The sequence below is a fragment of the Cryobacterium cryoconiti genome (genome assembly GCF_004403065.1).
GTDB lineage: Bacteria > Actinomycetota > Actinomycetes > Actinomycetales > Microbacteriaceae > Cryobacterium > Cryobacterium cryoconiti.
The window spans coordinates 188,644-208,000 of sequence record NZ_SOHA01000041.1 but is presented as its reverse complement, the minus strand read 5'-3'; the positions used below and the strand labels follow the sequence as shown (position 1 = coordinate 208,000).

Annotated in this window: 16 protein-coding genes; 13 read left to right on the top strand and 3 right to left on the bottom strand. The window is 67.6% G+C overall.

Going from position 1 to position 19,357, the window contains the following annotated elements; all coding sequences use genetic code 11:
• Positions 1-117 precede the first annotated feature (117 nt).
• From E3T49_RS15255 to E3T49_RS15210, 10 genes are all read left to right on the top strand, one after another.
• Positions 118-1,047: an ABC transporter permease gene (locus E3T49_RS15255; protein ID WP_134425745.1), complete on the top strand. Its 930-nt coding sequence runs from the start codon at positions 118-120 to the stop codon at positions 1,045-1,047.
• Positions 1,037-1,984, top strand: a complete 948-nt coding sequence (locus E3T49_RS15250; protein WP_134425744.1) for an ABC transporter permease — start codon at positions 1,037-1,039, stop codon at positions 1,982-1,984. The genes E3T49_RS15255 and E3T49_RS15250 overlap by 11 nt, the downstream gene beginning before the upstream one ends.
• Entirely contained in the window at positions 1,981-3,741 is a 1,761-nt protein-coding gene (locus tag E3T49_RS15245) for a dipeptide ABC transporter ATP-binding protein (protein ID WP_134425743.1), read from the top strand. Before E3T49_RS15250 ends, E3T49_RS15245 begins: the two co-directional genes overlap by 4 nt.
• An 85-nt stretch (positions 3,742-3,826) precedes the next feature.
• Positions 3,827-4,360: a PH domain-containing protein gene (locus E3T49_RS15240; protein WP_134425742.1), complete on the top strand. Its 534-nt coding sequence runs from the start codon at positions 3,827-3,829 to the stop codon at positions 4,358-4,360.
• A 260-nt stretch (positions 4,361-4,620) separates the two neighbouring features.
• On the top strand, positions 4,621-5,604 hold the full coding sequence (locus tag E3T49_RS15235; RefSeq protein WP_134425740.1) for an ABC transporter permease: 984 nt from the start codon (positions 4,621-4,623) through the stop codon (positions 5,602-5,604).
• Position 5,605: 1 nt separating this feature from the next.
• On the top strand, positions 5,606-6,562 hold the full coding sequence (locus E3T49_RS15230; protein ID WP_134425739.1) for an ABC transporter permease: 957 nt from the start codon (positions 5,606-5,608) through the stop codon (positions 6,560-6,562).
• Positions 6,555-8,711, top strand: a complete 2,157-nt coding sequence (locus E3T49_RS15225; RefSeq protein ID WP_241972854.1) for an ABC transporter ATP-binding protein — start codon at positions 6,555-6,557, stop codon at positions 8,709-8,711. Before E3T49_RS15230 ends, E3T49_RS15225 begins: the two co-directional genes overlap by 8 nt.
• 61 nt (positions 8,712-8,772) lie before the next feature.
• Positions 8,773-10,458 carry an ABC transporter family substrate-binding protein gene (locus E3T49_RS15220; protein ID WP_134425738.1) on the top strand — a complete coding sequence of 562 codons (1,686 nt, stop codon included), beginning with the start codon at positions 8,773-8,775 and terminating at the stop codon, positions 10,456-10,458.
• Between the two features lie 212 nt (positions 10,459-10,670).
• On the top strand, positions 10,671-12,581 hold the full coding sequence (gene typA, locus E3T49_RS15215; RefSeq protein WP_134425737.1) for a translational GTPase TypA: 1,911 nt from the start codon (positions 10,671-10,673) through the stop codon (positions 12,579-12,581).
• A gap of 129 nt (positions 12,582-12,710) precedes the next feature.
• Positions 12,711-13,148: a hypothetical protein gene (locus E3T49_RS15210; protein WP_134425736.1), complete on the top strand. Its 438-nt coding sequence runs from the start codon at positions 12,711-12,713 to the stop codon at positions 13,146-13,148.
• 100 nt (positions 13,149-13,248) lie between these two features.
• Here the strand turns inward: E3T49_RS15210 and efeB are convergent, their stop codons facing one another.
• The 3 genes from efeB to efeU are packed head-to-tail and all read right to left on the bottom strand — an operon-like array spanning position 13,249 to position 16,637.
• A complete protein-coding gene (efeB, locus tag E3T49_RS15205; protein ID WP_134425735.1) occupies positions 13,249-14,529 on the bottom strand; it encodes an iron uptake transporter deferrochelatase/peroxidase subunit in 1,281 nt (426 codons plus the stop codon).
• On the bottom strand, positions 14,530-15,696 hold the full coding sequence (gene efeO / locus E3T49_RS15200) for an iron uptake system protein EfeO (RefSeq protein WP_134425734.1): 1,167 nt from the start codon (positions 15,694-15,696) through the stop codon (positions 14,530-14,532).
• A 44-nt stretch (positions 15,697-15,740) separates the two neighbouring features.
• On the bottom strand, positions 15,741-16,637 hold the full coding sequence (gene efeU / locus E3T49_RS15195; RefSeq protein ID WP_134425733.1) for an iron uptake transporter permease EfeU: 897 nt from the start codon (positions 16,635-16,637) through the stop codon (positions 15,741-15,743).
• A gap of 142 nt (positions 16,638-16,779) precedes the next feature.
• Here efeU and E3T49_RS15190 point away from each other — a divergent pair, with 142 nt between their 5' ends.
• From E3T49_RS15190 to dapC, 3 genes are read left to right on the top strand one after another with little or no spacing between them, the layout of a single operon-like run.
• The gene (locus E3T49_RS15190; RefSeq protein WP_134425732.1) at positions 16,780-17,781 is read left to right on the top strand and encodes a PIG-L deacetylase family protein; all 1,002 of its coding nucleotides are present in this window, start codon (positions 16,780-16,782) and stop codon (positions 17,779-17,781) included.
• 34 nt (positions 17,782-17,815) lie between these two features.
• Positions 17,816-18,133, top strand: coding sequence for a ferredoxin (gene fdxA / locus E3T49_RS15185; RefSeq protein ID WP_104099174.1), 318 nt, complete (start codon positions 17,816-17,818; stop codon positions 18,131-18,133).
• Between the two features lie 6 nt (positions 18,134-18,139).
• Entirely contained in the window at positions 18,140-19,243 is a 1,104-nt protein-coding gene (gene dapC / locus E3T49_RS15180; RefSeq protein ID WP_277613109.1) for a succinyldiaminopimelate transaminase, read from the top strand.
• Positions 19,244-19,357 lie beyond the last annotated feature (114 nt).

Below are 19,357 nucleotides of genomic sequence, written 5' to 3'. Positions count from 1 at the left end.
ACAGCAGTAGATAGAACCAAGTGTGGGGTCCGGGGCGTGCAGCCACGGACCCCACACTGACTAGACTCAACCAGTGATTGTGAATCTCATGTACATACGTTCCGGCTTGGGGACCTGATGATCTGGTATACCGGCAAACGCCTGCTCCAGATGATCCCGGTGTTTTTCGGTGCAACCCTCCTGATCTACTTCATGGTGTTCTCCCTCCCCGGAGATCCCATTGCGGCCCTGTACGGCGACCGGCCCCCGGCGCCCGGAGTTGTCGAGCAGATCCGCGCCCAGTACAACCTGGACAAGCCGTTCATCGTGCAGTACCTCATCTACATCGGCAACTTCTTCCAGGGAGACCTGGGCACGACCTACTCCGGCCGTCCCGTCAGCGACGTGATGGCCAAGGCGTTCCCGATCACGGCCCGCCTGGCCCTGCTCGCCCTGGCCATCGAGGCCTTCTTCGGCATTCTGGTCGGCCTGGTCGCAGGTCTGCGCAAGGGCAAGCTGTTCGACACCAGCGCCCTCGTCGTCAGCCTCCTCCTGATCAGCGTTCCCACGTTCGTGATCGGGTTCGTGCTGCAGTACGTCTTCGCCGTGCAACTCGGCTGGGCGCGCACCACGGTGAGCAGCGAGGCTCCTCTCAGCGAACTCCTGCTCCCTGCCCTCGTGCTGGCCTCGGTGTCGTTCGCGTACATCGTGCGCCTCACCCGGGCGAGCGTGTCCGACAACCTGAACGCGGACTTCGTGCGCACGGCCACGGCCAAGGGGCTCTCCCGCCGCCGCGTGGTGGGCGTGCACGTGCTGCGCAACTCCCTGGTGCCCGTCGTCACCTTCCTCGGCGTCGACCTCGGATCGTTGATGGTCGGTGCGATCGTCACCGAGGGCATCTTCAACATCAACGGCGTCGGCGGCACCGTCTACAAAGCCATCAAGCTCGGCGAGGGACCGACCGTGGTGTCGTTCATCGCGGTGATGGTCGTGATCTTCGTGCTGGCCAACCTGCTCGTCGACCTCCTCTACGCAGCACTGGATCCGAGGATTCGCTATGCCAAATAAGAACCCGAACGCGCAGACGCACTACGTCGCCGCGCTGGAAGAAACCCCGGTCGAAACAGTCGACCGCCTGGACGAATCGCAGAAGGCCCGCAGCACCTGGGCGGATGCCTGGGACGCCATGCGCGTGCGGCCCAGCTTCTGGATCTCCTCGGCCCTGATCCTCCTGATCGTGATCGTCGCCCTGTTCCCGAGCCTGTTCGCCCAGGTCTCGCCTCGGGCCTGCGACCTCGGTGACAGCCACGGCGGCCCCGAAGACGGACATCCGCTCGGCTTCACCCGTCAGGGCTGCGACATCTACGCTCGGATCATCTTCGGCACACAGGCTTCCGTCACCGTCGGCCTGCTCGCGACGATCCTGGTCACCTTCACGGGAATCATCGTGGGTTCGCTCGCCGGTTACTACGGCGGCGTGCTCGACGCGATCGTCTCGCGCATCGGCGACATCTTCTTCGCCGTCCCCACCGTGCTGGGCGCGATCGTACTCATGTCGGTCCTGCCGGAGCGCACCCCCGTCACCATCGCACTCGTGCTCTCGCTCTTCGCGTGGCCGCAGATCGCGCGCATCATGCGCGGCGCCGTGCTGTCCGCGCGCAACTCCGATTACGTCACGGCCTCCATCGCCCTGGGCGTCTCCAAGTTCCGTATCCTGCTGCGCCACGTCGTGCCGAACTCCATCGCACCCGTGATCGTGATCGCGACCGTCTCGCTGGGCACGTTCATCGTGGCCGAGGCCACCCTGTCCTTCCTCGGTATCGGTCTCCCGCCGGCCATCATGTCCTGGGGTAACGACATCGACGCCGCCAAGAGTTCCCTCCGCACCAACCCGCAGGTGTTGCTGTACCCCGCGGCGGCCCTGTCCGTGACAGTCCTCGCGTTCCTCATGCTGGGCGACGTCGTGCGCGACGCCCTCGACCCCGAAGCGAGGGCCCGCCGATGAGCCAGACCGTCATCGAACCCGTCAGCGAGCCCGTCAACAACGGCTCCGGCGTGTCCCACGAGCCACTGCTCCAGATTCGCGACCTCGAGGTCGGTTTCCAGACTCAGCACGGCGTCGTCCCCGCTGTGCGCGGGGTCAGCCTCACCCTGTACGCCGGCCAGACACTGGCGATCGTGGGGGAGTCCGGTTCGGGCAAGACCACGACCGCGCAGGCCATCATCAAACTCCTCGCCGGCACCGGCAAGATCACGGCCGGGCAGATCCTGTTCGAGGGCCGCGACCTCGCGGGCCTGTCCGAGAAGCAGATGCAGGATGTGCGCGGTCGCCTGATCGGCTACGTGCCGCAGGACCCGATGAGCAACCTGAACCCCGTCTGGAACATCGGCTTCCAGGTTGAGGAGGCCATCAAAGCCAACAACGTCGCCCAGGGGAAGGCCGCACGGCAGCGCACCATCCAGGTGTTGCAGGAAGCCGGCCTCAGCGACGCGGAGGACCGCCTCAAGCAGTTCCCGCACCAGTTCTCCGGCGGCATGCGCCAGCGCGTGCTGATCGGTATCGGCCTGTCCGCCCGGCCGAAGCTCCTGATCGCCGACGAGCCCACCTCGGCGCTCGACGTCACGGTGCAGCGCCAGATCCTCGACCACCTCGGTACCCTCACGCGTGACTACGGCACCTCGGTGCTGTTCATCACCCACGACCTCGGCCTCGCGGCCGAGCGGGCCGAACAGCTCGTCGTCATGTACAAGGGCAAGGTCGTCGAGTCCGGGCCGTCGCAGGAGATCCTCGCCAACCCGCAGCACCCCTACACCCAGCGTCTCGTGGCCGCGGCTCCGAGCCTGGCGTCACGGCGCATCCAATCGGCTAAGAACGACGATGCGGTCGGCGCGGAGATCTTCTCCGGCGGATCGCTCGACACGACCCTCGTGGCGCGTGCGGCCGAGCGGGAACAGGCCGCCGAGGCGAAAGACCTCATCAAGGTTCAGAACATCTCCAAGCTGTACCGCATCCGCACCAAGGGTCTGAAGTACAACGAACTGCTGGCCGTCAACGACGTCTCCTTCGCCATCAAGAAGGGCACCACCACCGCCCTCGTCGGCGAGTCCGGTTCGGGCAAATCCACCGTGGCGAAGCTCCTCCTGCAGCTGGAGAGCATCACGAGCGGGACGATCGAATTCGACGGCCAGGACGTCGCCGGGCTCAAGGGTGCGGCGCTGCTGAAGTTCCGCCGCCGGGTTCAGCCGGTCTTCCAGGACCCCTACGGTTCCCTCGACCCGCAGTACAACGTGGGCAACACCATCGCGGAGCCCCTCCTGGCGCACAAGATCGGCACCTCGGCGGAGCGCCAGGCTCGCGTGCGTGAGTTGCTCGACCAGGTCTCCCTGCCGTGGGCCACCCGGTACCGCTACCCGAGCGAACTGTCCGGCGGGCAGCGTCAGCGCATCGCCGTCGCGCGCGCCCTGGCCCTCAAGCCGGACGTGCTGGTGCTCGACGAGGCGGTCTCCGCTCTCGACGTGCTCGTGCAGGGCCAGATCCTGAACCTGCTCACCGAGCTGCAGACGGAACTCGGCCTGACCTACCTGTTCATCACCCACGACCTGGCGGTCGTGCGCCTGGTCGCCGACAACGTCTGCGTCATGCAGCGCGGCAGGATCGTGGAGTCCGCGTCCACCGACGAGGTCTTCGACAGCCCGCGCGAGGCCTACACCCAGGAGCTCCTCGCAGCCATCCCGGGTGCCAACTTCGAGTTCGGCCGCTAAGCGCGTGTCCGGCGGTTCGGGACGGGTTCCCGGCCGCCGGGGACCTCGGCTTCCTGCCTCGTCGCCGGCGCCTGCCGGGATCGCGGTGCGGTCGCCGGCGTCCGCCGCGGTCTTCGTCGCCGTGGTGCTGCTCTGCGCGGCACTGCTGGCCGACGCGGCCGTTCGCGGTCGCTGGGACACGGCGCTGGCCTCGACCCCGTCGCTGGCATTCGTCGTCTGGGGTGCGTGGCTCGTCTTCGCGCGTCCCTGTCTGCGCCTGGACGCGCAGGGGCTGACCATCGTCAACGTACTGCGCACGACCACCGTGCCCTGGGGGGAAGTGGACGATCTCGTGCTTCGGCACCAGGTCGTCGTGGTGACCCGATCGGGCGAACGCCTCGTGTGCTGGGGTGCGCCGTCATCCGCCAGATCCTCGGTGGCTACCTCCCGCGCGCCCGGGTCGGCCAGGGAGCCCAGCGGGCGCATCCGCGGCTCGGCCGCGCACCGCGCCATTCGCGGCTTCTGGGACCGTCATGAGACTCCGCAGCGCGCCGGAGAGCCCATTGTGCGTCGGTGGCATCGGTGGTCACTCCTGGGCGGCGCCGCGCTCATCCTCGGACTGGCCGCGCAGTTGGCCTGAGGTTTGCTCAATGAGTGCGCGTTTTTCTGCGCAGTCTGCCCACTACGTTTCGAAACTGTTACAACTTTTGTCTGAATGTGCTCCAGACTGGGTTCCGGGGCAGAGTCGCTTCACGCAGGCATAAGCTCTCCCCTTAAGCACACGAGAACAGTTCCTTTCCCCGGTATCGCGGCGGAGGGAACGACGGGGGAGTTTTCATGGTTTCGAATCGCTGCACGCTGCCGACGACACTGCCCGGCGTTCGGGGCTGATCCGCCCCCATGGTTTTCTACATCTTCCGACGCTTCGTCAACTACTTCTTCCTGTCACTGATCGCCACCTGCCTTGCCTACGTCGTCTCCAGTCTGGCGCTCGACCCGGCGGCCAAGTACTACGGGCGCAACCCGCAGCCGACGCAGCAGACGATCGACAACATCCTCAACGGCCTGGGCGTCAACCCGGATGTGCCCGTTCTGCAGCGGCTGTGGGACTGGCTGGTCAACATCGTCGTGCACGGTTCGCTGGGCAACGGCGTCAACGGCGTCTCCATCGGCGACCAGATCATCTCCCGGGCGGGAGTCAGCCTTCGGCTGCTCCTGATCGGGTCCCTGATCGGGGCCATCGTGGGCGTGACCCTGGGAGTCTGGGGTGCCGTGCGGCAGTACAAGCTGAGCGACCAGGCGGTGACCTACGGCTCCTACCTGATCTTCGCCACGCCCACCTTCGTGATCGGCGTGCTCCTGATGATCGGCGCGACCGCCCTGAACGGGGCCGCGGGCATGCAGCTGATCACCTTCACCGGAGAATACTCGGCCGGTCTCACCGGGTCGTGGTGGGATCTGGCCCTCGACCGCGGCATCCACCTGCTCCTGCCCACCATCGCGCTGGTGCTGATCGGCGCGGCCGGCTACTCCCGCTACCAGCGCAGCGTCATGCTCGACGTGTTGTCGGCCGACTTCATCCGCACCGCACGCGCCAAGGGCCGTTCCCGCAACTCGGCGCTCGTGCGCCACGGCGTGCGGGTCGCGCTCATCCCGATGTCCACCTTCTTCGCCTACAGCTTCGGCACCCTGATCTCCGGCTCGATCATGCTCGAGATCGTCTTCTCCTTCCACGGAATGGGTGAATTCGCCCTGAACGCCATCAGCCAGAGCGACATCAACGCCGTCGCCGGCACGACGCTGTTCGTGGCGATCCTCATCCTGTTCTCGTCGACGCTCTCCGAAGTGCTCTACGCCGCGCTCGACCCGAGAGTGAGGAACTGAGATGTCCCTGGTCGAAGAAACCAACGCCGAACTGGGCGCCCCGGACGTCCTGGTCACGCCGACGCCTCTCGGGGTGGGCGTGCCGAGCGGTCCGCCGGCAAGATCCCGGTCCCGGGGACGCCTGATCTGGCGGCGGCTCACGCAGACCTCCCGGTTCTGGGTGGGGGCGATCGCGATCGGCCTGATCCTCATCTGGGCACTGCTCGGCCCGCTGTTCTACCCGTTCGACGCGCTCACCCGTGACCCGCTGAACATGGGGCTCGGACCCACCCAGCTGCACTGGTTCGGCACCAACAGTATCGGCCAGGACCTGTACGCCCAGACCCTCGTCGGGCTGCAGAAGTCGCTGGTGATCGGCCTGATCGCCGGGCCGCTCGGCACCCTCATCGCCGCGGTGGTCGGTTCCGTCGCCGGGTATATGGGCGGTGTCGTCGACCGGGTTCTGGTCTGGTGCATCAACCTGCTCCTGGTGCTGCCGTCCTTCATCCTCCTGGTGATTCTGAGCCCGCTGTTCAAGGGGCTGTCCTGGGTGTTCCTGACCATCTTCATCGCCGGCTTCAGCTGGATGATCATGGCCCAGGTGGTGCGCTCCCAGACCAAGTCGCTGCGCGACCGCGACTTCGTCAAGGCGGCCCGCTACATGGGCGTGCCGATGCGCAAGATCCTCGGCCGCCACATCATTCCGAACGTGGCCTCCCTGCTGATCATCGACGCGACCCTCGGTGTGGTGGCGGCGATCCTGGCCGAGACCAGCCTCAGCTACTTCGGTTTCGGCATCCGGGCTCCCGACGTCTCCCTCGGCACCCTGCTGGCCGAGGGGACGAGCGCGGCCGTGACGCGGCCGTGGCTGTTCGTTTTCCCGGCGGGTGTGCTCATCGTGACCCTGTTCGCCGTCAGCCTCATCGGTGACGCCCTGCGTGACGCCGTCGATCCAACCTCGGGGGTCAACCGTGACTAATCTTCTGACGAACGAGAACCCGATCGCGAACCGTCGCACAGACCCCCCGCTCCTGGAGGTCAGAGACCTGTCGGTCACGTTCCCCCAGCGCGGCGGCCCGTCGGTCCAGGCGGTGCGCGGTATCAGCTACCAGGTGCACAAGGGCGAATTCCTCGGCATCGTGGGGGAGTCCGGTTCGGGCAAGTCCGTGTCGTCGCTGGCATTGATGGGACTGCTCCCCAGCTCGGCGGAGGTCACCGGCAGCATCCTGTTCGGCGGCCGGTCGCTGCTGGAGCTGAACGACCGGCAGCTCTCCGGCATCCGCGGCCGGGAAATCACGATGATCTTCCAGGATCCGCTCTCGGCGTTGACCCCCGTGTACACCGTGGGCGACCAGATCGCCGAGGCGCTCTTGCTGCACGACGCCGCGCTGAGCAAGCGGGCCGCCGCGGCCCGGGCGGTCGAACTGCTCAAGATCGTCGGTATCCCGGCGCCCGAGCGGCGTGCCCGAGCGTTCCCGCACGAGTTCTCCGGCGGGATGCGCCAGCGCGCCATGATCGCCATGTCCATCGCCAACGACCCGCTGCTGATCATCGCCGACGAGCCGACGACCGCCCTGGACGTCACCATCCAGGCGCAGATCCTCGAGGTGCTGGAGCAGGCGAAGAGCCTGACCGGCGCCGCCGTGGTGCTGATCACCCACGACCTGGGCGTGGTGGCCGGCCATGCCGACCGCATCGCCGTGATGTACGCGGGCAAGCTCGTGGAGAACGGCACGACTGACGAGGTCTTCGCCGCCCCGCACATGCCGTACACGATCGGGCTGCTGCGCTCGGTGCCCAATATGCAGACCGCCGGAACCCAACGGCTGGTCCCGCTCGAGGGCCGGCCGCCGTCGCTCACGGCACTGCCGAGCGGATGCCCGTTCGCGGCCCGGTGCCCGATCGCCGTCTCCGCCTGCCTCGAGACCGAGCCCGTGCTCCTCGAACACGCGCCGGCCGCACCCGGCGTGCCCGTTGCCGGGCTCGGCGAGACCGCCCACGTCGCCGCCTGCCACCGCGCGGCAGAGATCGCCTCCGGCGCGCTGACCCGGCCCGACGTGTTCCCCCGGCCGGAACCGCTGGTCGTCGAGCATCGGGAACGGAACGCAGACACCGAGCCGGTCCTCACGGTCACGGGCCTGGTGCGCCACTTCCCGCTCACCAAGGGTGGGGTGTTCTCCCGGCAGATCGGCACCGTGCGCGCCGTCGACGGGGTGTCCTTCTCCATCCAGCCGGGCCAGACCCTGGGGCTGGTCGGCGAGTCCGGTTGCGGCAAATCGACGACCATCCTCGAGATCCTGGAGATGGCGAAGCCGCAGGCCGGTCAGATCCTGATCGACGGCCAGGATGTGGCCAGCCTGAACCGTGCCGACCTGCTTCGGTTGCGGAAGGACGTGCAGATCGTCTTCCAGGACCCGATGGCGGCCCTGGACCCACGGCTGCCGATCGGTGACATCATCGCCGAACCGCTGACCGTGCACGGAGTGAAGCCCGCTGACCGGCGCGCCCGCGTGGCCGAGCTGCTCGACCTGGTCGGTCTCGACCCGGAGATGTCCGACCGCTACCCGCACGAGTTCTCCGGCGGACAGCGTCAGCGGGTCGGGATCGCCCGGGCCCTCGCCACGAACCCCCGGCTCGTCGTGCTCGACGAACCGGTGTCCGCACTGGACGTGTCCATCCAGGCCGGCGTGATCAACCTGCTCGAAGACCTCAAGGAGCAGCTCAACCTCTCCTACCTGTTCGTCGCCCACGACCTGGCCATCGTGCGCCAGATCGCGGACACGGTCGCCGTCATGTACCTGGGACGGATCGTCGAATACGGGCCGGTGGCGGAGGTCTTCGCCCACCCGCGGCATCCGTACACCCAGGCCCTGATCTCGGCGGCACCGATCCCGGACCCCGAGATCGAGCGCAGCCGCAAACGGGTGCTGCTGGAGGGGGACCTGCCCAGCCCGACGGAGCAGATCGACGGCTGCAATTTTCGCAGCCGCTGCCCGCTGTACACCCTCCTGCCGCCGCAGAAGCGGGCGCTCTGCGAGAGCATCGACCCACTGCTGGCGCTGCACGACACGGTCGAAACGGCCTGCCACCACGTGGAGGACAGCGCGGTCCTCGGCGTCGCCGTCTAGATCCCACCCCACAACCTCCCTGACCCCGGAAAAGTTCCCACCAAGAAAAGGAGAATCACACATGAAACGGAAAAGTACTGTTTTCTCAGCACTCGCCGTTCTGAGTGCGTCCGCCCTGTTGCTCACGGCGTGCGCTCCCGGAAACACCGCAGACGACTCGCCTGCCGCGAGCGAAAGCGCCGTCCTTCCCACCACAGCATGGGAGGTCGCCGCCGCCGCGGACGTTCAGGACGGCGGCACGCTCAGCCTCTCCATCGGATCGCTCCCCTCGAACTGGAACACGTACCAGGTCGACGGCAACGAGTCCGACACGGTCAACACCGTGGCGCCGACCACCGGCGGCCCGATCCGCGTCGCCGCGGACGGAACCACCACGGTCGACCCGAACTACGCCACCAGCGTCGAGCTCATCGGTGACGACCCTCAGGTCGTGGAGATCAAGCTCAACCCGGCCGCCGTCTGGGAAGACGGCACCCCGATCACCTACAAGGACTACGCGGCCACCTGGGCAGCCATGAACGGCAGCAACGAAGAGTTCTCGCCGGCGTCCACGGCCATCTTCGAACAGATCAGCGCGGTCGAGTCGACTGGAACCGACTTCGACTTCACGGTGACCTTCGACTCGGTCAACGCCGATTGGGAGTCGATCTTCACCAGCGTGCTGCCGGCCAGCGTCACGTCGACGCCCGAGGCGTTCAACACCGGCTATGTCACCACGCCGGTGCCGTCTTCGGGGCCGTTCGTCATCTCCGACGTCGACACCACCGGCCAGGTCATCACCCTGACCCGCAACCCGCTGTGGTGGGGCGAGACCGCCAAGCTGGAGACCATCATCGTCAAGGTCATCAGCGGAGCTTCCGCCGCCACGTCGTTCGGCAATTCCGAGACCGACGTGCTCTACATCTCGTCGAACGCGGACGCGTACCAGACCGCGGAGAAGCGAGCGGATGCCGAGATCCAGGCATCCGGTGGCCTCACCTGGACGCACGTCACCATGAACGGCTCGAAGGGCCCGCTCGCCGACGTGGAGCTGCGGCGCGCCATCGGCCACGCGGTCGACCGTTCGCTGATCTCCGAATCGGCCAACACGCCGGTCGGAGTGGACGCCACCACCCAGGGCAGCTACATCTTCATGCCGGGCCAGAAGGGCTATGAAGACAACGTGGGCGACGCGATCGGCTACGACGTGGCCGCTGCCGAGAAGCTCCTCGACGACGCCGGCTACGCCGCCGGCGACGGCGGCATGCGCGAAAAGGACGGCAAGGCGCTCGAACTGTCCATCACCGTGCCGGCCGACACCCCCACCAACAAGCAGCGCGCCGTGCAGGTGCAGGCTGACCTCAAGGAGGTCGGCATCGCCGTCGAGCTCAACGAGGTTCCCGCCGCGAAGTACTTCTCGGACTACATCATCCCGGGCGACTTCGAAATGACCAGCTTCTCCTGGGTCGGCACGCCGTGGCCGATCTCCTCGAGCGAGGCCCTGTTCTCCCCGGTCGACTCCGAGTCGAACTTCACCGGCATCACCGACAAGAAGCTGTCCGCGCTCTTCGACGAGGCCAACACGGAGCTGGACGCCGACAAGCGCATCGTCATCGCGAACGAGATCGACAAGGTGCTCGCCGCGTATGTGCCGATCATCCCGGTCGCGCCGCTGCCGAACGTGTACGCCGTGAAGTCCGGTCTCGTCAACTACGGGGCCACCCAGTTCGAAACGGTCGACTGGTCCATCGTCGGCTGGAAGAAGTAGCCGAAAAACACGCAACACAGCACGGATGACGGGACGGGGACTTCGGTTCCCGCCCCGTTTTTCGTGCCCGCCGCCGAATCCGGCGTGACTCTCAGCGTCCGGACGGGGAGAGTGCGGTAGGATTATCCGTTGGGTCGGACTTTGACCACACACATCCATTCTTCGTCGCATGCGGTACTCTGCGGCATCCATTCTTCGTAAGGATTTACTTCATGGCGATTGCCACGCGCAATAACCTCCGAAATGTCGCGATCGTAGCCCACGTCGACCACGGCAAGACCACGCTGGTTGATGCGATGCTCCAGCAGACCAACTCGTTCGCTGAGCACGCACACACCGAAGAGCGCGCCATGGACTCGAATGAGCTCGAGCGCGAAAAGGGCATCACCATCCTCGCCAAGAACACGGCGATCTCTTACAAGGGAATCCACGCCACGGATGGCCCCATCACCATCAACGTGATCGACACCCCCGGCCACGCCGACTTCGGTGGCGAGGTCGAACGCGGCCTGTCCATGGTCGACGGTGTCGTTCTTCTCGTCGACGCCAGTGAGGGCCCGCTGCCGCAGACCCGTTTCGTGCTGCGCAAGGCGCTCGAAGCGCACCTGCCCGTCATCCTCCTGGTCAACAAGACCGACCGTCCCGATGCGCGCATCGACGAGGTCGTCGAGGAGAGCCAGGACCTGCTCCTCGGCCTCGCGAGCGACATGGCCGACGACGTTCCCGACCTCGACCTGGACCTCGTGCTCAACGTGCCCGTCGTCTACGCGTCCGGCCGCAACGGCTCCGCCAGCCTCAACCGTCCCGAGAACGGCCAGCTGCCCGACAACGACGACCTCGAGCCGCTCTTCGAAGCGATCCTCCAGCACATCCCGGCGCCGGTCTACGACGACGAGCACCCGCTGCAGGCCTGGGTCACCAACCTCGACTCCTCGCCGTTCCTCGGCCGCCTCGCGCTCCTGCGCATTTTCCAGGGCACGATCAAGAAGGGCCAGACGGTCGCCTGGATCAAGCACGACGGCACCATCGCGAACGTGCGTGTCACCGAGCTCATGATCACCAAGGCTCTCGACCGCTACCCGACCGAGAGCGCCGGCCCCGGTGACATCGTCGCGGTTGCCGGATTCGCCGACATCACCATCGGTGAGACCCTCGCCGACCCCGAGGACCCGCGCCCGCTGCCGACCATCACGGTCGACGACCCGGCCATCTCGATGACCATCGGCACCAACACCTCGCCGCTCATCGGCAAGGTCAAGGGCCACAAGCTCACCGCCCGCATGGTCAAGGACCGTCTCGACAAGGAGCTCGTCGGCAACGTCTCGCTCCGCGTCATCGACATCGGACGCCCGGATGCCTGGGAGGTGCAGGGCCGAGGCGAACTCGCCCTCGCCATCCTGGTCGAGCAGATGCGCCGCGAAGGCTTCGAGCTCACCGTCGGCAAGCCGCAGGTGGTCGTGAAGCGCGTCGACGGCAAGATCCACGAGCCGTACGAGCACCTCACCATCGACTCGCCCGAAGAGTACCTCGGCGCGATCACCCAGCTGCTCGCCGCCCGCAAGGGTCGCATGGAGAACATGGCGAACCACGGCACCGGCTGGGTCCGCATGGAATTCATCGTTCCGTCGCGCGGCCTGATCGGCTTCCGCACCGAGTTCCTCACGGACACCCGCGGTACCGGTATCGCCAACGCCATCTTCCACGGCTACGAGGCCTGGGCCGGCACCATCAACACCCGCACCAACGGCTCCATCGTCGCCGACCGGTCCGGTGTCGTCACGCCGTTCGCGATCATCGCCCTGCAGGAGCGCATGTCGTTCTTCGTCAACCCGACCGAAGAGGTCTACGAGGGCATGGTCATCGGCGAGAACTCGCGCGCCGACGACATGGACGTGAACATCACCAAGGAGAAGAAGCTGACCAATATGCGTCAGTCGACCTCCGACACGTTCGAGTCGATGACCCCGTCCAAGCAGCTCACGCTCGAGCAGTGCCTCGAGTTCGCCCGTGAAGACGAGTGCGTCGAGGTCACCCCGGCCATCGTGCGTATCCGCAAGGTCGAACTGGCGGCATCCGCTCGCCAGCGCAACGTCTCACGTCTGAAGAAGCAGGACGCGAACTAACCTTCGCCACTGCCGGAGCACAGCTTCGGAGCGAAACCGCAGCGGTCGTCGTTTATGGTCTTCCATAGCGACACCGCTGCGGTTTCGTTTGTTAAAGCGCGAGTGACCGAACCGACGAATGGGTAATCGATGCATCTGAACCGACTACGTGTGCTGGCCGTGACCATGGCTGTTGCGGGAATGGCCGTGCTGTCCGGATGTTCCGGGGAGACCGTCGGAAACGCGGTTGACGGAGCGGTGAACGAGGCCACCGGCGGCGATGTCAGTCTGGGCGGTCAGCTGCCCGAAGGTTGGCCCGGGGAGATCCCCGTGATCGAGGGGAACATCGGATTCGGTGCCTCGAATACAGCGGACGGCGACGGCTGGGTGGTCACCGTCACGTCCAGCGCCGCGGACCCGCTCGCCGACGCCACGGCGAAGCTCGAGGCCGCCGGTTTCAGCGCGGACACCGCCGCCACGGCGAACATCGGCGATGCCGGCGTCGCCGTATTGACGAACGAATCCTGGTCCGTGGTCGTCGCCGGCACCCCCGAGGGCGTGCTCTACACGGTCTCCCCGGCCGCCTAGCCCCCCCTCAGCTGTCACATTTCCGGTCGAGAGTGACCGCTCCTGCGGTCACTCTCGACCGGAACGGGCACTGTCGGGCCAGGAGAGTGGCCGCGGGGGATCAGGCGAAGAGGGCGGCTCCCACGTAGGAGCCGCGTGCGGCGCCGGGCGGAACGGCGAACAGGGCCGAACCGACGTGACGGATGTACTCGTTCAGCGCGTCGTGCCGGGCCAGGTTCAGCTGCACGGCGGTGAAGTTCTCCGGTGTGCTCTGGAAGCTGATGAAGAACAGCCCGGCGTCGAGACGGCCGAGCGCATCGGTGCCGTCGACGAAGTTGTAGCCGCGGCGCAGCATCCGGATGCCCGCATTCCGGGTGGGGTGAGCCAGACGCACATGCGCGGCCGCGCCGATCAGAGGCAGATCGCCCCGGCCGGTGATGGCGAAGTCCGGCGCGGTGAACTCCGTGCCGCCGGACAGGGGAGCACCCTCGCCCTTGTCGCGTCCGAACACGGCCTCCTGCTCGCGCAGGATGCTGCGATCCCAGGTCTCGATGGTCATCCGGATGCGCCGCGCCACCAGGTAGGAACCGCCGGCCAGCCAGGCGGGCCCGCCACCGGCGCCGACCCAGACGTGGGCGTCGGCGGCACCCGGTTCCTCGGCCTTGATGTTGGACGTGCCGTCTTTGAAACCGAAAAGGTTGCGCGGGGTGGCCTGACTGGTGCTCGTCGACGAGGTGCGTCCGAAACCCAGCTGCGACCAGCGGATGACCGCGCGCCCGAAGGCGATCCGGGAGAGGTTGCGGATGGCGTGCACGGCGACCTGCGGGTCGTCGGCACAGGCCTGGATGCAGAGGTCCCCGCCGCTGCGTCCCGGCTCGAGCATGTCCCCGGGGAAATGCGGCAGCTCGGTCAGCTCGTCCGGACGCCGGGCCCTGATGCCGAACCGGTCGACGCCGTCGGCGTCCTCGAACAGGCTCGGGCCGAACCCGAAGGTGATCGTCAGCCCGGACGCCGGCAGGTCGAGCGCCTCGCCGGTGTCCTCCGGGGGTGCGTCGTAGGGGCCGCTGACGGCGCCGAAGTCGCCGATATCGCGCCCCGCGGCCATCGCTGCGGCCGCCACCGTCCAGTCCTGGAGCAGCTCGATCAGCCCGGCCCGGGTGGTTCCCGCGGACACGTCGAACGCCGCGAAGTGCAGGCGGTCCTGCGCCGGGGTGAGGATGCCGGCCTGGTGCTCCTGGTAGAACGGGTACACGTCCGTGGCGGGGGACGGCGCGGTGGCGGAAGCGGCGACGGCGATCACCGCCCGGTCACCGCCCACCCCGAGACCCAGGCCGGCCACGCCCGCGCCGGCCAGGCCGAGCAGGCCACGGCGCGACAGGCCGCCGGACGCTCCGTCGGACACCTAGAGCACCAGGGTCGATGTGAGCTGGTTGAGCGGTTCGCCCAGGGCGTTCACCTGGTCGGCGAGGGCCTTGATCTCTTCGGGGCTCAGGTCGGTGTAGAGGGTGAACCCGTCGCCGACGCGCTGCGCGTCGAGCAGCGTCTGCAGGGCGGCGAACTCGGCGTCGAGGCTGTCGGCAAGGGCGGCATCCTTGGCGACCAGGATGTCCCGCACACCGGCGTAGAGCACCGCGGCTCCGTCGACGTTGGCCTGGAAATCCCACAGGTCGGTGTGCGACCAGAACTCCTCCTCGCCGGTGACTTTGCCCGTGGCGACCTCGTCGAGGAGGCCGATGGCGCCGTTGGTCTGCTGCGACAGGGTGAAGGAGAGGGTCTGCACCTTCTCGTTCAGGGTGGCGGTGTCCTGTACCAGAAGGCCGGCGAGGCGCTGGCGTTCCTCGGCCGGGTAGGCGGCGAAACCGGGTTCGGCGTCGGCCGGCCAGAGGTCCTTCTCGATCGCGTGCCAGCCGGTCCAGTCCTGGCCCTCTTCGAGGTCGGCCTCCCGCAGGTCGAGCTGCGGGTCGAGGTCGCCGAAGGACTCCGCAACCGTTTCCACCCGCTCCCAGTGCGAGCGGGTCGATGCGTAGAGGCCGCGGGCGGTGTCGAAGTCGCCGGCCACATACGCGGCCGCGAACGTGTCGGTTCCGGTGACCAGCTGCGCCACCTGGTCTCGCACGTAGGAGGCGTAGTTGACGTTGGCGGTCTCGATCTGCGCCTGCAGGTCGTCGTCGACGGCCACGACCTGGTCGGAGGCGGTCACCGTGAAGCCGGCCTTCCCGATCCCGTCACCGGTCATGCCGGGCTTGCACGCGGTGACGTATTCGCCCTCCGCCAGCTGCACCACCAGGTCGCGGGTGAGTCCCGGACCGATGTTCTCGGCCTCGCCCACGATCCGCAGTCCGTCCTCGGCGAGCAGGTAGAACTCGGTGACCTGGTCGCCCGAGTTGGTGATGCTGAAGCTCAGGGTGCCGGCCGGGGCGTCCTGGGCCGACACGGTGCAGGCATCCGTGCTGCTGTCGACAGTGAGGGCGGCGCGCGCGGAATCTGCCGGGGTGTTGGCCACGCAGCCGGTGAGGGCGAGCAGGCCGAACGCGGACGCGGCGGTGAGGGGGAGGAGACGGGCGCGCATGGGGGTCCTTAGCAGGTGGCGGGGCAGGGGAGGAGGTACGGGGGTCAGCGGGGGAGCGCCGCGGTAGCGACGTCGCGCTCGGGTGCGGTCGTGGTCGTGGTCGTGGTCGTGGTCTCGACGGCGCCGGAACCGGTCGGTCGGCCCCTCCGGCTCGTCACGATGAAGAGGGTCAGCGCCGGCACGAGGTAGGCAACCCAGACGATCAGCTCCAGCCAGGTGGTGGCCGGGGAGAAGTTCAGGGTGCCCTTGAGCAGGGTGCCGTGCCAGCTGTCCGGCGGGATGACGGCGCTCACATTGAAGGCGAGGCTGTTCAGGCCCGGCAGGAACCCTGCCTCTTGCAGGTCGTGCACGCCGTAGGAGAGCACGCCGGCCGCGACCACGAGAAGGATGCCACCGGTCCAGGTGAAGAAGCGGGCGAGATTGATGCGCAGCATGCCGGTGTAGATCAGCCAACCGAGCCCGGCGGCGGTGACGATTCCGAGACTGGCGCCGACCAGCGGCATGGTGGTTTCGCCGGTGGCCTGCACCGCTGCCCAGATGAAGAGGGCGGTCTCGATTCCCTCGCGGCCGACCGCGATGAACGCGACGACGACGATTCCGAGACCCGAGCCCACGAGGGACCGGTCGATGCTGCCGCGGAGGTGGCCGGACAGGTCACGGGCGGTGCGCAGCATCCAGAACACCATCCAGGTCACCAGCCCCGTGGCCACGATCGACAGCACGCCGCCGATCGCCTCCTGCGCCGTGAACGACAGGCCGTAGGTGCCGAACGTGAGCAGGGCGCCGATGCCGAGCGCGAGCACCACGGCCAGGCCCACGCCGGCCCAGATGCGCAGAAGCACGTCGCGGCGGCCGATCTTCACGACGTAGGCCACCAGAATGGTCACGATCAGGGCGGCTTCGAGGCCTTCGCGCAGGCCGATCAGGTAGTTTGCGAGCACGGGGCTTCCTGGTTCAGTGTGGGAAAACTTTGGTAAGGCTTACCTTAGTGGCTCACTCTAGCTTCGGTTCCGCGGCCCTGTCCAGCTATCATTCATGCGTGGGTGTCCGCCCGTCCCAACTCCGTGGAGCTCATCAATGGTCATGTCCGGCAGTGCAGAACGCATCGTCTTCGTGCACGACCGCCCCGGCCAGGAATCGCTCCTGACCGGCGGAACCATCGCCCGTCTCCGCTCCGACGGCGCCCAGGTCGTCGTGCTGTTCGGTGCGGACCCCGCGCACACCGCGGAAAGCCGCGAGCTGCGCACAGCCATGCGGGAACTCGACGTGAGCGACTGGCGGATACTGCCCGCGGCATCCGGGGCGCAGTCACTGGCCGAGGCCGTCGGCGACGTGCTCGACTACGTGCAGGCCACCGCCGTCGTGATCGGCACCGACGACGACAACCTCCGCGCGGCGGCCGTCGGAGCCGCCGACAGCTACCACGTGCCCGTCTTCGAGCATCGCCGGGTGACGGATGCCGTCGGCCAGCTTCTGATCGCGATCGATGTGAGCGCCCAGGTCGACCAGAAGCTGCGCGCGATCGCGGCCTATCCTGACCGTTGGCGCGTCACCGACCACACCGTTCGGCCGATCGACCCGATCGACCCGATCGACCCGGCCGAGCCGGCCCTGCCCGCCGCGGGGGTCCAGCTCCCGGTCGCCATCGGCGGCACGGAAACCTTCCTGCGCCTGCCTCCGGCGCACGCTCCGACCGTCACGGCCCCAGCCGGGTTGTTCAGCCGGGTTCTGGCCGTTGTCTTCGCCCTCGGGACGGGGGTCGCGTTCGGCCTGCTGGGCACGATCGCCCACCAGGCCACCGTTCGGCTCGGTCCCGTGACGGTCCCGATCGGGCTGATCCTCGCGCTTGCCGGCGCGACGGCGCTCCTGGCCGGACTGCGCCTGGTTCTGGGGGACCGGACGATCGTGTTCTTCTGCGCTCTCGGTCTCCTCGGCACCATCTTCATCCTGTCGCTGCGCAGCGCCGGCGGCTCGGTCCTGGTACCCCAGGGTCTGCCGGGAATGGTCTGGACGCTCGGGCCCACCCTGGTCGCCACGATCGTGCTGGCCTGGCCCCGAATCCCGGCCAGACCGGGTACCGCGTAGACTGGAAATTCGCTCGTGAAGGGAGCCCTCCAACGTGACATACGTCATTGCCTTGCCGTGCGTCGATGTGAAGGACCGCGCCTGCGTCGACGAATGCCCGGTCGACTGCATCTATGAGGGTGACCGCTCTCTGTACATCCACCCCGATGAGTGCGTGGACTGCGGCGCCTGCGAGCCGGTGTGCCCGGTCGAGGCCATCTACTACGAAGACGACGTGCCCGAGCAGTGGGCCGAGTACTACAAGGCGAATGTCGAGTTCTTCGACGACATCGGGTCCCCCGGTGGAGCAGCCAAGGTCGGCGTGATCCACAAGGACCACCCGATCATCGCCGTGCTGCCTCCGCAGGTCTGATCCGTCGTGCTGAAACCGCTCCCGGACTATCCGTGGGACCAGATGGTCCCCTTCATGACCCGGGCCCGTGCGCACGAGGGCGGCATCGTCGATTTGTCGATCGGCTCGCCCGTGGATCCGACCCCCGAGGTCATCCGCGACGCACTGTCCCACGCGACCGACGCCCACGCCTACCCGCAGACCGCCGGCACGCCCGAGCTGCAGCGGGCGATCATCGACTGGTATGAGCGCCGTCGCGGCGTCACCGGCCTCACCGAGAAGAACGTGCTGCCGACCATCGGGTCGAAGGAAATGGTGGCACTGCTGCCCTTCATGCTCGGGTTCGGCGAGGGCGACACCATCGTGCACCCGCTCGCCGCCTACCCGACATACAGCATCGGCGCGGCCATGGCCGGCGCCGACGCGCTCGCCGCTGACGACCCCGCGGACTGGCCCGCGTCGACGAAGCTGATCTGGCTGAACAGTCCGGGCAACCCGGACGGCCGGGTGCTGTCGGTCGACGAGTTACGGGCCGCCGTCGCCCGCGCGCGCGAACTGGGCGCGGTGATCGTCTCCGACGAGTGCTACGCCGAACTCGGCTGGACCGACGGCTGGGACAAGCAGCCGACCCCCAGCGTCCTGGACCCGCGCGTGATCGGTCAGGACCGCCGCAATGTGCTGGCGCTGTATTCCCTGAGCAAGCAGTCGAATATGGCCGGCTACCGAGGTGCGTTCGCGGCCGGCTGCTCACAACTGCTGGCCCGGGTTCTGACGGTGCGCAAGCACGCCGGTCTCATGCTTCCCGCGCCGCTGCAGGCCGCCATGGTGGCCGCGCTCGGCGACGACGAGCACGTCGCCGTGCAGCGCCGCCGCTACCAGGCGCGCCGCGAGGTTCTGCTGCCCGCCCTGGTCGCGGCGGGTTTCCGCATCACCCGCAGCGAGGCCGGTCTGTACCTCTGGGCCACCGAAGGGCGCCCTGCCTGGGAGTCGATCGGCGGGCTCGCAGACCGGGGCATCCTTGCCGGGCCGGGGCCGTTCTACGGTGACGGCTATCCGCAGCACGTTCGCTTCTCGCTCACCGCCACGGACGAACGCGTGGCGGCCGCCGCGAGCCGGTTGTACGCCGGGTAGATCCACAGATCCCCATTTGTCAACTCCCTCCAAGGAGAAGTTGGCTTTCTTGGTGGATGCAACAGTAGGCGGCTCGGCCTATTAGGCTGTACCCGCGTTGACGTCTCCAGACAC

What these genes read in the sequence shown, in the direction of transcription:
- E3T49_RS15190 (WP_134425732.1), top strand. Translation starts at nt 16,780, where the DNA reads ATGTCCGGCAGTGCAGAACGCATCGTCTTCGTGCACGACCGCCCCGGC.
- E3T49_RS15210 (WP_134425736.1), top strand. Translation starts at nt 12,711, where the DNA reads ATGCATCTGAACCGACTACGTGTGCTGGCCGTGACCATGGCTGTTGCG.
- efeO (WP_134425734.1), bottom strand. Translation starts at nt 15,696, where the DNA reads ATGCGCGCCCGTCTCCTCCCCCTCACCGCCGCGTCCGCGTTCGGCCTG.
- E3T49_RS15230 (WP_134425739.1), top strand. Translation starts at nt 5,606, where the DNA reads ATGTCCCTGGTCGAAGAAACCAACGCCGAACTGGGCGCCCCGGACGTC.
- E3T49_RS15245 (WP_134425743.1), top strand. Translation starts at nt 1,981, where the DNA reads ATGAGCCAGACCGTCATCGAACCCGTCAGCGAGCCCGTCAACAACGGC.
- E3T49_RS15255 (WP_134425745.1), top strand. Translation starts at nt 118, where the DNA reads ATGATCTGGTATACCGGCAAACGCCTGCTCCAGATGATCCCGGTGTTT.
- E3T49_RS15235 (WP_134425740.1), top strand. Translation starts at nt 4,621, where the DNA reads ATGGTTTTCTACATCTTCCGACGCTTCGTCAACTACTTCTTCCTGTCA.
- E3T49_RS15250 (WP_134425744.1), top strand. Translation starts at nt 1,037, where the DNA reads ATGCCAAATAAGAACCCGAACGCGCAGACGCACTACGTCGCCGCGCTG.
- E3T49_RS15220 (WP_134425738.1), top strand. Translation starts at nt 8,773, where the DNA reads ATGAAACGGAAAAGTACTGTTTTCTCAGCACTCGCCGTTCTGAGTGCG.
- typA (WP_134425737.1), top strand. Translation starts at nt 10,671, where the DNA reads ATGGCGATTGCCACGCGCAATAACCTCCGAAATGTCGCGATCGTAGCC.